Below are 12,743 nucleotides of genomic sequence, written 5' to 3'. Positions count from 1 at the left end.
CGCGAAGGGGTTTTTCAGGCCGCGCGCAGCGTCGCCATGGCGCGCAGCAGCAGCTCGCGCACCGGCGGCGCGGTCACCGCCGCGGCCTGCAGCACGGGCTCGGTGGCCATGGCCTGCATCAGCCGGGCCGCGATGCCCGGGTCGTGGTCGCAGAAGGCATCGAACAGCGCGGCCCACTCGCGCGCGATCGCCTGCACGGCCGGGTCGCCGGGCGCCGCGCCCCGGGCCTGCAGGGCCTCGAGTTCGCCCGAGAGCCGGCGCCAGGCCGCGTCGGGCGGCGTGCCCAGGCGCGCGAAGTCCTCGGCGTCGAGGTGGCGCAGCAGCGCGGCCATGCGCAGGCCGATGGCCTGCTCGATGTAGCCGATCAGCGCGGCCGAGGGGCCGTCGTCGCGCCGCGCCACCGGCTCGCTGCGGTACATCTCGCCCCAGCGCTCGATCAGGTCGTAGTTGCCGTCCATCCACTGGCCCATCAGCGTCATCCAGCGCGCGGCCAGCGGCTGCAGCTCGAGCGCATCGGCCGGCACGCCGCGCGTCATGCGCTCGCTCACCTCGGCGATCAGCGGCGGCCACTGGTCGGCCACCGCCTTCCAGTTCGCCATCAGCGCACGGATCTCCTCCGGGCTGAAGTAGCGGCCGTAGGTGCTCATCTGCTCGAGCGTCGCGAGCCAGTCGCCAGTGTCGGGGCGGCCGCCCTCGGCCAGCCGCTGTTCGAGGAGCGCGAGCCGCTCGCGCAGCGCCGTGGCCTGCGCGATCTGCCGGTCGAGCGCGGCGATCTGGCGCTCGACGATCGCGGGCAGCGATTCGCCGCCCGCGCCCAGCAGCCCGCCGATCTCGGCCAGCGGCAGCCCGAGCAGCCGCAGCGCCTGGATCGCGTGCAGCCGCGCGATGTCGTCGGCGCCGTAGAGCCGGTAGCCGGCCTCCGAGCGCGCCGAGGGCGCGAGCAGGCCGATGGCGTCGTAGTGATGGAGCGTGCGCACCGTGAGCCCGGTGCGCCGCGCGAGTTCGCCGACCTGGAGCAGCATGGCGGCGGCGCCGGGTTCAGTCCCCGGACGGCACCGGTTCGGGCCCGGGCCAGCCCAGCAGCTCGGCCAGCCGCTGCACCACCCAGTCGGCCTCGCCGGGCTGCAGGCCCGCCTCGGGCGCGGCCAGGCCGGCGTGGATGCGCGCCAGGATCTCGTTCTCGACCGGCACCTCGGTGTGGTGCTGGATCTGCGCATGGCCCACCAGGTGGCTGGCCAGGTCCTCGCAGATCTCGTAGCGCGCGCGCACCACGCCGATGGGCTCGCGCAGCCGCTGCCGCGCGTCGGTGTAGACGGCGAAGAACGAGGGCGGGATCAGGATCTGGTTGTCGTCGGACATCGAAGGGTTATAGCCCCTGGCAGGGGCCCCTCAACGACGAAACGCGCCCGCGGGCGCGTTTGTCGGGGTTTCGCGCCACCGGCCCGGCGGGCCGTGGCGGCGAAGGCCGGATCAGCCGCCCTTCTTGGCGCGCTTGCCGGGGTTCTTCTTGCTGCGCGTCGCGGTGCCGCGCTCGAGGCTGACCTTCTGGCCGCCACCGTTGCGCGGCAGGGTGAAGCCGGGCAGGGGCACGGGCTTCGGGCTGGCGAGACGGTCGGCTTCGGTACGGATTTTCTTGGGCATGGAAAGCTCGGGTAAAAGTGAAGTTCGAAGGCGTAATTAGGCCACAGCGAGGATTTTGCATGCCAGAAAGCGCAATGGGGGGAGACATGGCCCGGCCGAGGTTCGTCACGGGCTCGCTGCTGCGGCATGTCTGCGTGATGGCGGGCACCGGCGCCATCGGCCTGATCGCGGTGTTCGCGGTCGACCTGATCAACCTGTTCTACATCTCGCTGCTCGGCGAGAAAGCCATCGCCGCGGCCGTGGGTTTCGCGGGCGTGGTCGGCTTCTTCCACACCTCGCTGTGCATCGGGCTGATGATCGGCATCGCCGCCGTGGTCTCGCGCACCGTGGGCGCGGGCCGCGCGCACGACGCGCGCCGTATCGCCACTGCGAGCCTGGTGCTGATGGCGGCGATCTCGCTGGTGGCCGGCAGCGGCACCGCCTTCTTCCTCGGCCCGGCCGTGCATGCGCTGGGCGCCGAGGGCGAGACCGCGCGCTTCGCGCAGCGCTACCTCGCGATCACGGTGCACACGATGCCGCTGCTCGGCCTGGGCATGGCCTGCTCGGCGCTGCTGCGCGCGGTCGGCGATGCGCGGCGCGCCATGATGGTCACGCTGGTCGGCGCCTTCGTCACCGCGGTGCTCGACCCGATCCTGATCTTCGGCTTCGGCATGGGGCTCGACGGCGCCGCCGTCAGCGCGGTGTTCTCGCGGCTGGCGCTGGCCGCGGTCGGGCTGCACGGCGTGGCGGTGCGGCACCGCATGCTGGGCCGCTTCGAGCCGAAGCAGCTGGGCGCCGACGCCCGCGCGATGGCCGCGGTGGCCGGGCCGGCCGTGCTGACCAATCTCGCGACGCCGGTGAGCGCCGCCTTCGTCACCCACAGCATCGCGCAGTTCGGGCCGGCGGCCGTGGCCGGCGCCGCCACCATCGACCGCGTGAGCCCGGTGGCCTTCGGGCTGGTCTATGCGCTGAGCGGCGCGGTCGGGCCGATCCTGGCGCAGAACCTCGGCGCCGGGCAGTACCGGCGCGTGCGCCAGGGGCTGCGCGACAGCCTGCTGGTCATGGGCGTGTCGGTGGCGGTGGCCTGGGCGGTGCTGGCGCTGGGGCAGGACCTGCTGATCCGCGCCTTCTCGGCCGACGGCGTCTCGGCCGAGCTGATCGCGCTGTTCTGCAGCTGGCTGGCGGCCAGCTTCTTCTTCGCGGGCGGGCTGTTCGTGGCCAATGCCTCGTTCAACAACCTCGGCCATCCGCTGCTGTCGACGGCCTTCAACTGGGGCCGCGCGACGGTGGGCACGGTGCCTTTCGTCTGGTGGGGCGCGCAGTACGGCGCGGCCGGCGTGCTGATCGGGCAGGCGGTGGGCGCCTCGATCTTCGGCGTGCTCGCGGTGACGGTGGCGTTCCGGCTCGCGAACCGGCTGGCGCTGCGCGAGGATGTCGCGCCGGCGCCGCCCGAAGACGTGGTACCGGTGCTCGACGCGCCGGTCGCGCCGACCTCGGCGGCCGGCGGCGCCGCCGCGCTCGCGGGCGACCTCAGAGATCCAGCAGCCGGACCTTGACGCTCTTGCCCTTGATGCGGCCGTCGTTGAGCCGGCGCGCCGCCTCGGCGGCGATGCCGCGCTCGACCGCGACGTAGGTCGAGTATTCGTTGACGTTGATCTTGCCGACCTGCTCCTTCGCATAGCCGCAGTCGCCGGTCAGCGCGCCCAGCACGTCGCCGGCGCGGATCTTCTCCTTGCGCCCGCCCACGATCTGCAGCGTGGCCATCGGCGGCGCGAGCGGCGCGCCCTGGCCGGGCGTGAGCTCGGCGAGCGGGTGCCATTCGGATTCGCGGCCCTGCAGTTGCTCGATCTTTCCGACGAAGCCCATCTCGTCCATGCTCGCGAGGTTCAGCGCCAGGCCCTCGGCGCCGCCCTGCTGGCCGACGCGGCCGGTGCGGCCGATGCGGTGCACGTGCACCTCGGCATCGGGCGTCACGTCGACGTTGATCACGGCTTCGAGCTGCGCGATGTCCAGGCCGCGCGCCGCCACGTCGGTGGCCACCAGCACCGAGCAGCTGCGGTTGGCGAACTGCACCAGCACCTGGTCGCGCTCGCGCTGCTCGAGCTCGCCGAACAGCGCGAGCGCGCTGAAGCCCTGCGCCTTGAGCACCTCGACCAGGTCGCGGCACTGCTGCTTGGTGTTGCAGAAGGCCAGCGTGCTGGCCGGGCGGAAGTGGTCGAGCAGCCGGCTCACGGTGTGCAGCCGCTCGTTGTCCTTGACCTGATACCAGCGCTGGCGGATCGCGCTGCCCGTGTGCTGGGCCTGCACCGCGATCTGCTGCGGGTCCTTCATGAACTGCTGCGCGAGCTTGGCGATGCCTTCGGGATAGGTGGCCGAGAACAACAGCGTCTGGCGCTCCTTCGGGCACTGGCGCGCCACGGTCACGATGTCGTCGAAGAAGCCCATGTCGAGCATGCGGTCGGCCTCGTCGAGCACCAGCGTGTTGAGCGCGTCGAGCGCGAGGTTCTCGCGCTCGAGGTGGTCCATGATCCGCCCCGGCGTGCCCACCACCACGTGGGCGCCATGCGCCAGGCTCGCGGTCTGCCCGCGCAGCGCGACGCCGCCGCACAGCGTGACCACCTTGATGTTCTCTTCCGCGCGCGCCAGACGTCGGATCTCGGTCGTGACCTGGTCGGCCAGTTCGCGCGTGGGGCACAGCACCATCGCCTGCACCGCGAAGCGGCGCGGATTGAGGTTGGCCAGCAGCGCCAGCGCGAAGGCGGCGGTCTTGCCGCTGCCGGTCTTGGCCTGGGCGATCAGGTCCTTGCCGAGCAGCGCGACCGGCAGGCTCGCGGCCTGGATCGGCGTCATGCGCGCATAGCCGAGCTGCGCGAGGTTGGCCAGCATCTGCGGCGCGAGCGGCAGGGTGGCGAAGTCGTCGGGGGAGGTGGTGGTCATGGCGTGGCCGCCAGCAGGCCCGGCGGAAGCTTGGAGAAGAGTCGGAGGAGCAAAAAATCAGGGCCTTGCAGCCCGCCGCCAGGGCGACAGTGCTGCAAGGCCCTCGGGGGCTGCGACGGTCGGCGCTTGCCGGTCGTTCAGCGGCGCTGGGCGCCGCCGTTGTTGCCGCCGGGACCCGTCGGCGGAGGACCGCGGCGTTCCAGGTGGCGGAAGGTGATGCGGCCTTTGGTCAGGTCGTAGGGCGAGAGCTCCAGCGACACCTTGTCGCCCGCCAGGATGCGGATGTGGTGCTTGCGCATCTTGCCGCCGCTGTAGGCGATCAGCTGGTGACCGTTGTCGAGCGTGACGCGGTAGCGCGAATCGGGCAGGACTTCGGTCACTGCGCCGTTCATTTCGATCAGTTCTTCCTTCGGCATGCTTTATTACCTCAAATCTTCGTTGTCTGTTGGATATGAATGAAATCCGTCGTGTTTGGTTTCAGGCGCGACGGCCGGCCGACACACACGGCGCAGCGGGGACGCGCTCTGCTCGCTTCAACATGAACGAAGACCGTGGTGGCAATCATGGGCGCCGGAACTGGCGCTCCAACACACGGCAAGAACCGGCGTGCCTGGCGGGGGAGGTGCGGAACCCGGGGATTTCAAATCGGGTTCAGGGGGCCTCGGTGCCAATCGGCCAGCCGGTGGGGTGACGAGAAAAGACTTCGTCGTAGTATCGAAACGAACCCGGCATTGTAACCGGACTGGCATGACTGTTGCTCAGGTTTCGGTCGGGACTGGCGCGAACGCGCGACAAATCGGCCGATATTGCTATTAAAAGAGGAGCTGAAAGCCCTCAGGCCGTCGCAGGCTCCCCGACCCGCGCGAGCGCACCGCCGCGCTGGCGGCCCCGGGCCAGCAGCAGCACGCCGGCCAGCTGGCAGGCCGCGCCCACCCAGCCGACGGCGCTCACGCCGAACCACGCGATCGCCACGCCACCGAACAGCGAGCCGGCCGCGATCCCGAGGTAGATCGCCGAGGCGTTGAGCGACAGCGTCATCGGCGCGCGCTCGGGCGCCAGCCGGATCAGCCGCACCGCCTGCGCCGGCCCGAAGCCCCAGCCCGCGAAACCCCACAGCGCCGCCAGGCCCACCACGGCCGGCAGCGCCAGGCCGCCGGGCAGCGCCTGGGCCGCGAGCGACAGCCCGCCGAGGACCGCCACCAGCAGCAGCGCGAAGCCGCGCGCCACCCGGTCGGCGCCGAAGCGGTCGGTGGCCCAGCCGCCGGCCGCGGTGCCGAGCGCCGCCGCCACGCCGATGGCGACGAACACCGCGCCGATACCTTCGGGGCCGATGCCCACCGTGCGCGAGAGGAAGAGGGCGATGTAGGTGTAGAAGCTGAAGCCGCCCGTGGTCCAGAGCACGCTGACGCCGAGTCCGGCCAGCACGCCCGGCGCGCGCAGCACGGCGAAGGCCGCGCCGCCCGATGCGGCGGGCGCCGCCACCGCGAGCCGGCGTGGCAGCCCGGCCGCCAGTCCCACGGTCGCGACCAGGCCCAGCGCGGCGATCAGCAGGTAGGCCGTGCGCCAGCCGCCCCAGCCCGCGATCCAGGCGCCCAGCGGCACGCCGAGCGCCACCGCCAGCGTGCCGCCGCCGGTGACGATCGCCAGCGCACGGCCGCGCAATGCGGGCGACACCAGCGAAGCCGCCACCGCGCTCGCGGTCGGCACGAACACGCCCGCCACCAGGCCCAGCGCCAGCCGCGCCAGCGCGAGCTGGCCGAAGCCCTGCGCCATCGACGCCAGCAGCGTCAGGCCGCTGAAGGCCGCGAGGCTCGCGACCAGCAGCGGCCGGCGGCCGAAGCGCGCGCAGGCCGCGGCCATCAGCGGCGAGCCGATCGCATAGCTGAGCGCGAACAGCAGCACGAGCTGGCCCGCATGCGTGGGGCTGATCCGCAGGTCGGCCGCGAGCACCGGCAGCAGGCCCGCGACGATGAAGCTCTCGGTGCCGATCGCGAAGGCGCCGAGCGCGAGCCAGGCGAGGCTCGGCGGCAGGCGTTCCGGCGTGGCGGGAGCGGTGGAAGAGGGGGCGGGATCGTGGTGCATGGCGGGTTCTCCATCGAGCATTCCAAGGACTCCAGCGTAGGCTTGCGATTGGTTCCTCAAAAGAACCACAATTGGCCAATTCCATGGAGCCACTTTTCGAGCTGTCCCTGCAGCTGCCCGCGACCGGCTCGCGCGAACTGCTGCGCGAGCTGCACCGGCAGCTGCACGCCGCCATCCTCGACGGCCGGCTGCGGCCCGGTGCCCGCCTGCCCGCCACGCGCGCGCTCGCGCAGCGCCTGGGCGTGTCGCGCAACACCATGCTGGCGGCCTACGACCTGCTGCTCAGCGAGGGCTACCTGGTCGCCCGCCCCGGGGCCGGCACCTACGTGGCCGACACCCTGCCAGCCTCGCGCCGCGGCCGGTCGCCACGGGTCGAGGCCGGCACGCCGCGCCGCGACCCGCGCCTGGCCCCGCCGCGCGTGCCTGGTGCCAACTTGCCGCCCACGCTGCAGCAGCGCCCGGCGCGCGACGATTTCCGCATCGGCCTGCCCGATGCGAGCGCGCTGCCCTTCGACATCTGGCGCCGGTTGTCCGACCGCGCGCTGCGCCGCATCGCGCGCGGCGGCGGCGAAGCGGCGCAGTACGCCGATCCACGCGGCCAGCCGGCGCTGCGCGAGGCGATCGCGCGCCACGTGTCCTTCACGCGCGCGGTCGGCTGCGGTGCCGACGACATCGTCGTCACCGCCGGCGCGCAGCAGGCCTTCGGGCTGCTCGCGCGCATCCTCGTCGTGCCGGGGCGCACGGTGGTGGCGGTCGAGCAGCTGTCCTATCCCTCGCTGCGCGAGGCCTTGTCGGCCGCGGGCGCGAAGGTGGTGCCCGTGCCCACCGACGCCGAGGGCCTGTGCGTCGAGCGGCTGCCGGCCGAGGCGCGCGTGATCTGCGTGACGCCCTCGCACCAGTTCCCCACCGGCGTGGCCATGTCGACGCCGCGGCGCGCCGCGCTGCTGGCCTTCGCGCGCGAGCGCCAGGCGGTGGTGATCGAGGACGACTACGACAGCGAATTTCGCTTCGCCGGCCGCCCGCTCGACGCGCTGCAGACGCTGGACCGCGCCGACTCGGTCTGCTACGTGGGCACCTTCTCGAAGAGCCTCTTTCCCGCGCTGCGCCTGGGCTTCGTGGTGGCGCCGCCGTGGGCGCGCGCGGCGCTGGTGCGCATGCGCGAGCTGGCCGACTGGCACAGCCCGGTGCTGGGCCAGGACGCGCTGGCCGACTTCATCGCCGAGGGCCACCTGGCGCGCCACATCCGCAAGATGCGCAAGGTCTACGGCGAGCGCCGCCGCGCGCTGCTCGAGGCGCTGGTGCGCCACGGCGCGGACCTGTTCGAGGCCATTCCCTCGCAGGCCGGCCTGCATCTGTCGGCCCGGCTGCATGCGCCGCTGCGCGCCGACCTGCTGGCCCGGCGCGCGGCCGAGGCCGGCATCGCGCTGGCGCCGCTGTCGCGCTATGCGCTCGATCCGCATGCGGCCGACGTGCCCGAGGGCCTGGCCTTCGGCTACGGGCTGATCGAGGCCGCGCGCATCGACGACGCGATCCGGCGCGTGGCGCAGCTCGCCCGCGCCGGCTGACGCAGCCTCCCGTGCAGGCGGTCGAGCGCAGCCACGGGAGCCGACGGCCTACACCGCGCGCCGGTGGCGCCACGCTCAATGGTCCGACCCAGGATGCCAAAGGAGCCTCGACCATGAACGACACCGCCACGCATGCCCGCACTCCGGTGCGCTTCGATCCCTCCGTCGAGACCGAGCGCGAGGACGAGGCCCAGACCCAGATCGAGCTGGTCGCCACCTTGCGCGAGATGGCGCAGACCATGGCCGAGCACACCGGCCATGCCATGCGCGCCGTGCACGCCAAGAGCCACGGCCTGCTGCATGCCGAACTCGTCGTGCCCGAAGGCCTGCCGCCCGAGTACGCACAGGGCCTGTTCGCCAGGCCGGGGCGCCATCGCGCGGCGATGCGGCTGTCGACGCCGCCGGCCGAGGTGCTCGACGACCGCATCTCGCTGCCGCGCGGCATGGCGCTCAAGTTGTTCGATGTTGAGGGCGAGCGCGTCGAGGGCTCCGAGGGCCACACCACGCAGGACTTCCTGTTCGTCGACGGCCCGGTGTTCGTCGCGCCCGACGCGCGTGGCTTCCTGCGCAGCCTCAAGCTGCTCGCCGCCACCACCGACCGCGCGCCGACCGGCAAGCTGCTGCTGTCGGGCGTGCTGCAGAGCATCGAGAAGCTGATCGAGGTCGCGGGCGGCTCGAGCGCGAAGCTGGTCGCGCTGGGCGCGCATCCGCTGACCCATCCGCTGGGCGCCACCTTCTTCACCCAGGTGCCGATCCGCTTCGGCGATCACATCGCCAAGCTGCAGCTCGCGCCGGTGTCCGATGCGCTCGTGGCGCTCGAGAAGGCGGAACTGCATCTGGACGGCAAGCCCGACGGCACGCGCGAGGCGGTGATGGACTTCCTGCGCACGCACGGCGGCGAATGGGAGCTGCGGGCCCAACTCTGCGTCGACCTCGAGCGCATGCCGGTCGAGGACGCCTCGGTCGAATGGCCGCAGGAACTCAGTCCCTACGTGACGGTCGCGCGCGTGCTGGCGCCGCCGCAAGCAGGCTGGAGCGAGGAGCTGTCGCGCGAGATGGACGACGGCATGGCCTTCAGCCCCTGGCAGGCGCTCGCGGCGCACCGGCCGCTGGGCGGCGTGATGCGCGCGCGCAAGGCGGCCTATGCGGCCTCGTCGGAATTTCGCGGCGAGCGCAACGGCTGCCCGCTGCACCGCTGAGCGGCGGCGTCAGTCGAGGCCGAGCACGCGCCGGTTGGCCGCCACGTCGACACCGCCGGCTGCGAAGTCGTCGAAGGCGCGGTCGGCCACGCGGATGATGTGGTCGGCGATGAACTTCGCGCCCTCGCGCGCGCCGTCCTCGGGGTGCTTGATGCAGCACTCCCACTCGAGCACAGCCCAGCCCGGGAAGTCGTACTGCGCCATCTTCGAGAAGATGGCCTTGAAGTCGACCTGCCCGTCGCCCAGCGAGCGGAAGCGCCCGGCGCGGTCGATCCACTTCTGGAAGCCGCCGTACACGCCCTGCTTGCCGGTCGGGTTGAACTCGGCGTCCTTCACGTGAAAGATCTTGATGCGCTCGTGGAAGTGGTCGATGTAGGCCAGGTAGTCGAGCTGCTGCAGCACGAAGTGGCTCGGGTCGTAGAGCAGGCAGGCGCGCGGATGGTTGTTCACGCGCTCGAGGAACATCTCGTAGCTCACGCCGTCGTGCAGGTCCTCGCCCGGATGGATCTCGTAGCCCACGTCCACGCCCGCGGCGTCGAAGGCGTCGAGGATCGGGCGCCAGCGCCGCGCGAGCTCGTCGAAGGCTTCCTCGATCAGTCCCGGCGGGCGCGGCGGCCACGAGTACAGGTAGGGCCAGGCCAGCGCGCCCGAGAAGGTCGCGTGCGCCGTGAGGCCGAGGTTCGCCGAGGCCTGGGCCGCGTAGTGCAGCTGCTGCACCGCCCACTGCTGGCGTGCCGCCGGATTGCCGCGCACCTCGGGCGCCGCGAAGCCGTCGAAGCCGGCGTCGTAGGCCGGATGCACCGCCACCAGCTGGCCCTGCAGATGGGTCGAGAGCTCGGTGATCGACAGGCCGTGCGCGGCGAGCGTGCCCTGGATCTCCTCGCAGTAGGTCCTGCTCTCGGCGGCCTGCTTCAGGTCGATGAGCCGCGCGTCCCAGCTCGGGATCTGCACGCCCTTGTAGCCCAGGCCCGCGGCCCAGCCCGCGATCGCGTCGAGCGAGTTGAAGGGCGCGGTATCGCCCGCGAACTGGGCCAGGAAGATGGCGGGTCCCTTGATCGTCTGCATGCGGTGTCTCCTTGTGGGCCCGACAGGATACTTCGCGGGTTCGGCTGACACACGACCGAAGTTCGGTGGGCGCAGAATGAATTTCGCTCACAGGGAACCCATCGAGATGCCCCAGCCCGTCTCCGCCCGACTCAAGATCGGTTTGTCCGCCTGCTTCTCGCACGCCGATCCGGCGCGCTCGCTGTTCACCAACAAGACCCTGCAGTACGTCGAGCAGTCGATCGCCCACTGGCTGATGTCGGCCGGCGCGATGGTGGTGATGGTGCCCTGCCCCACGGGCGAGACCGCGCGCGGCGACACCAAGCTCTCGCACTACGCCGAGTGGCTCGACGGCGTGGTGATGCACGGCGGCGCCGACGTCTGGCCCGGCAGCTATGGCGAGGTGCCGCTGAAGGACGCCTGGATCGGCGACCGCATCCGCGACCTCTACGACCTCGCGCTGGTCGAGGCCTTCGAGCAGGCCGGCAAGCCGATCTTCGGCGTGTGCCGCGGGCTGCAGCTCATCAACGTGGCCTTCGGCGGCACGCTCTATCAGGACATCGAGGAGCAGCACGGCCATCCCGAGACGCTGCGCCACCGCGACCCGGTGACCTACGACCAGAACTTCCACCAGATCGGGATCGTGCCGGGCACGCGGCTCGCGAAGCTCTATCCCGAGGTGCAGACCGCGCGCGTCAACAGCATCCATCACCAGGGCGTGAAGGACCTCGCGCCGGGTTTCGAGGTCGAGGCCTGGAGCCTGCCCGACCGGGTGCCCGAGGCGATCCGCCGCCGGCCCGACCGTGGCCGCAGCTACATCGCGGCCACGCAGTGGCACCCCGAATTCCACAAGTACGGCAGCACCGAGACCGTGGACGACACGCCGATCCTGCACGACTTCCTGTGGGCCTGCGCCACCGCCAAGGTGGCGCCGAAGACCACGCTGCGCGGCGCGCCCGGCAAGATCCGCGACCGCGCGGCGCGCGTGCTGCAGCAGGCGCTGCTGCGGCGGCGCCGCTGAGCGCCGCGCCGGTTCAGCGGCGCTCGGACTTGGTCGAGTAGCCGCTGACGCCGGCGTCGATGGTGCCGAACACCGTCACGCCGCTGCCCGAGGAGGCGGTGCCGCCGGCATCGGCGGTGCGCGAGGACGAGGCACAGCCCGCGAGCGAGAAGCCCATGGCGAGGGCGAAGGCGGTGGCAATCAATGACTTCATGGAATCTGTTCCCAGGGTGGATCGAACGACTATAGGCCGCGGGCCGCGGCGGCCTGTAACAAGACCCTGGAGATCGTGCCGGGTTCCCGTGGCGACTACTCGGGCTTCGCGCCCGAGGCCTTGACGGCCGCGCCCCAGAGCCCGATCTCGCTCGCGACGAAGCGGTCGAACTCGGGCCCGGTGGTGGGCGCCGGCTCCGAGCCGCGCTCGCGCATGAAGCGCGCCATCTGCTCGCTCTTGAGGATCTCGGTCACCTCGCGGTTCAGGCGCGCCAGCACCTCGGGCGGCGTGCCGCGCGGCGCCATCAGGCCGAGCCAGCCCACGGCCTCGAAGTCGCGCGTGCCGGCCACGCCGCTCTCGCGCACGGTGGGCACCTCGGGCAGCTGCGAGGAGCGCGTGGCCGAGGTCACGGCCAGCGGGATCGCCTTGCCGGCCTTGATGTGCGGCAGCGCGGCGGTCACCGAATCGATCATCAGCGGCACCTGGTTGCCGAGGAAGTCGGCCTGCGCGGGCCCGCTGCCCCGGTACGGAATGTGCGTGACGAACACATGCGCCGCCGACTTGTACATCTCGCCTGACAGATGCTGCGTGCCGCCGATGCCGGCGCTCGCGTAGCTGAGCCGGCCGGGCTCGGCCTTCGCGCGCGCGGTGAGCTCGCCCAGCGTGCGGATGCCGCTCTCGGGCGTGGCGAGGAACACCAGCGGCACCTTGGCGATCAGGGAAATGCCCACGAGGTCGCGGCGCGGGTCGAAGCCGGGCTTGGCGTAGAGCGTCTGGTTGACCGCCATCGCGCTGCCGGCCACCACCAGCGTGTAGCCGTCGGGCTGCGAGCGCACCACGAACTCGGTGCCGATGTTGCTGCCGGCGCCGGCCTTGTTGTCGACGATCACCGGCTGGCCCAGCCGCCGGCCGAGCTGCTCGGCGAGCGCGCGCGCGAAGATGTCGGTGGCCTGCCCGGGCGGGAAGGGCACCACCAGCTTGACGGGCTTGTCGGGCCAGTCGGCAGCCCGGGCCGGAGCCCAGGCGGAAAGCAGCGCCAATGCAAGGGCGCCGGCCGTGCCCGCGAAGCGTCTGCGCCGCAT

The 12,743-nt window shown here is 72.1% G+C and carries 13 protein-coding genes; 4 read left to right on the top strand and 9 right to left on the bottom strand.

Annotated features, from left to right (window positions below; all coding sequences use genetic code 11):
• Positions 1-14 precede the first annotated feature (14 nt).
• From ACODT0_RS09595 to ACODT0_RS09585, 3 genes are all read right to left on the bottom strand, one after another.
• Positions 15-1,022, bottom strand: a complete 1,008-nt coding sequence (locus tag ACODT0_RS09595; protein ID WP_489041134.1) for a MerR family transcriptional regulator — start codon at positions 1,020-1,022, stop codon at positions 15-17.
• 16 nt (positions 1,023-1,038) lie between these two features.
• Positions 1,039-1,359, bottom strand: coding sequence for a hypothetical protein (locus tag ACODT0_RS09590; RefSeq protein WP_057597681.1), 321 nt, complete (start codon positions 1,357-1,359; stop codon positions 1,039-1,041).
• Between the two features lie 111 nt (positions 1,360-1,470).
• Positions 1,471-1,641: a hypothetical protein gene (locus ACODT0_RS09585; protein ID WP_172705803.1), complete on the bottom strand. Its 171-nt coding sequence runs from the start codon at positions 1,639-1,641 to the stop codon at positions 1,471-1,473.
• Between the two features lie 86 nt (positions 1,642-1,727).
• On the opposite strand from ACODT0_RS09585, the gene ACODT0_RS09580 reads away from it, so the two are divergent.
• Positions 1,728-3,176, top strand: coding sequence for an MATE family efflux transporter (locus tag ACODT0_RS09580; protein ID WP_489041133.1), 1,449 nt, complete (start codon positions 1,728-1,730; stop codon positions 3,174-3,176).
• On the opposite strand, the gene dbpA is transcribed toward ACODT0_RS09580, so the two are convergent.
• From dbpA to ACODT0_RS09565, 3 genes are all read right to left on the bottom strand, one after another.
• A complete protein-coding gene (dbpA, locus tag ACODT0_RS09575) occupies positions 3,151-4,557 on the bottom strand; it encodes an ATP-dependent RNA helicase DbpA (RefSeq protein ID WP_413761982.1) in 1,407 nt (468 codons plus the stop codon). The two genes, ACODT0_RS09580 and dbpA, sit on opposite strands and share 26 nt — an antisense overlap.
• A 137-nt stretch (positions 4,558-4,694) precedes the next feature.
• On the bottom strand, positions 4,695-4,973 hold the full coding sequence (gene infA / locus ACODT0_RS09570) for a translation initiation factor IF-1 (RefSeq protein WP_057597684.1): 279 nt from the start codon (positions 4,971-4,973) through the stop codon (positions 4,695-4,697).
• 418 nt (positions 4,974-5,391) lie between these two features.
• On the bottom strand, positions 5,392-6,639 hold the full coding sequence (locus ACODT0_RS09565) for an MFS transporter (RefSeq protein ID WP_082322004.1): 1,248 nt from the start codon (positions 6,637-6,639) through the stop codon (positions 5,392-5,394).
• Positions 6,640-6,722: 83 nt separating this feature from the next.
• Between ACODT0_RS09565 and pdxR the strand changes: the two genes are divergently transcribed.
• Complete coding sequence (pdxR, locus tag ACODT0_RS09560; RefSeq protein WP_489041132.1) at positions 6,723-8,204, top strand: MocR-like pyridoxine biosynthesis transcription factor PdxR; 1,482 nt, start codon at positions 6,723-6,725, stop codon at positions 8,202-8,204.
• 113 nt (positions 8,205-8,317) lie between these two features.
• Positions 8,318-9,403 (top strand): catalase family protein, encoded by a 1,086-nt coding sequence (locus ACODT0_RS09555; protein WP_489041131.1) that lies wholly within the window; start codon positions 8,318-8,320, stop codon positions 9,401-9,403.
• Between the two features lie 9 nt (positions 9,404-9,412).
• Here ACODT0_RS09555 and ACODT0_RS09550 read toward each other — a convergent pair whose 3' ends face one another.
• Positions 9,413-10,468 (bottom strand): sugar phosphate isomerase/epimerase family protein, encoded by a 1,056-nt coding sequence (locus ACODT0_RS09550; RefSeq protein ID WP_489041130.1) that lies wholly within the window; start codon positions 10,466-10,468, stop codon positions 9,413-9,415.
• 106 nt (positions 10,469-10,574) lie between these two features.
• Here ACODT0_RS09550 and ACODT0_RS09545 point away from each other — a divergent pair, with 106 nt between their 5' ends.
• Positions 10,575-11,468: a gamma-glutamyl-gamma-aminobutyrate hydrolase family protein gene (locus ACODT0_RS09545; protein WP_057593715.1), complete on the top strand. Its 894-nt coding sequence runs from the start codon at positions 10,575-10,577 to the stop codon at positions 11,466-11,468.
• A gap of 13 nt (positions 11,469-11,481) precedes the next feature.
• Here the strand turns inward: ACODT0_RS09545 and ACODT0_RS09540 are convergent, their stop codons facing one another.
• Positions 11,482-11,661 carry a hypothetical protein gene (locus ACODT0_RS09540; protein WP_057593714.1) on the bottom strand — a complete coding sequence of 60 codons (180 nt, stop codon included), beginning with the start codon at positions 11,659-11,661 and terminating at the stop codon, positions 11,482-11,484.
• A gap of 95 nt (positions 11,662-11,756) precedes the next feature.
• Entirely contained in the window at positions 11,757-12,743 is a 987-nt protein-coding gene (locus ACODT0_RS09535) for a tripartite tricarboxylate transporter substrate binding protein (protein WP_489041129.1), read from the bottom strand.

This window comes from Variovorax sp. FG153, from assembly GCF_057809595.1.
This window is presented reverse-complemented; position numbering and strand designations above follow the sequence as displayed.

Coding starts and splice junctions, on each gene's coding strand:
- ACODT0_RS09595 (WP_489041134.1), bottom strand. CDS start 1,022: ATGCTGCTCCAGGTCGGCGAACTCGCGCGGCGCACCGGGCTCACGGTG.
- ACODT0_RS09590 (WP_057597681.1), bottom strand. CDS start 1,359: ATGTCCGACGACAACCAGATCCTGATCCCGCCCTCGTTCTTCGCCGTC.
- ACODT0_RS09585 (WP_172705803.1), bottom strand. CDS start 1,641: ATGCCCAAGAAAATCCGTACCGAAGCCGACCGTCTCGCCAGCCCGAAG.
- ACODT0_RS09580 (WP_489041133.1), top strand. CDS start 1,728: ATGGCCCGGCCGAGGTTCGTCACGGGCTCGCTGCTGCGGCATGTCTGC.
- dbpA (WP_413761982.1), bottom strand. CDS start 4,557: ATGACCACCACCTCCCCCGACGACTTCGCCACCCTGCCGCTCGCGCCG.
- infA (WP_057597684.1), bottom strand. CDS start 4,973: ATGCCGAAGGAAGAACTGATCGAAATGAACGGCGCAGTGACCGAAGTC.
- ACODT0_RS09565 (WP_082322004.1), bottom strand. CDS start 6,639: ATGCACCACGATCCCGCCCCCTCTTCCACCGCTCCCGCCACGCCGGAA.
- pdxR (WP_489041132.1), top strand. CDS start 6,723: ATGGAGCCACTTTTCGAGCTGTCCCTGCAGCTGCCCGCGACCGGCTCG.
- ACODT0_RS09555 (WP_489041131.1), top strand. CDS start 8,318: ATGAACGACACCGCCACGCATGCCCGCACTCCGGTGCGCTTCGATCCC.
- ACODT0_RS09550 (WP_489041130.1), bottom strand. CDS start 10,468: ATGCAGACGATCAAGGGACCCGCCATCTTCCTGGCCCAGTTCGCGGGC.
- ACODT0_RS09545 (WP_057593715.1), top strand. CDS start 10,575: ATGCCCCAGCCCGTCTCCGCCCGACTCAAGATCGGTTTGTCCGCCTGC.
- ACODT0_RS09540 (WP_057593714.1), bottom strand. CDS start 11,661: ATGAAGTCATTGATTGCCACCGCCTTCGCCCTCGCCATGGGCTTCTCG.
- ACODT0_RS09535 (WP_489041129.1), bottom strand. CDS start 12,743: ATGCGGCGCAGACGCTTCGCGGGCACGGCCGGCGCCCTTGCATTGGCG.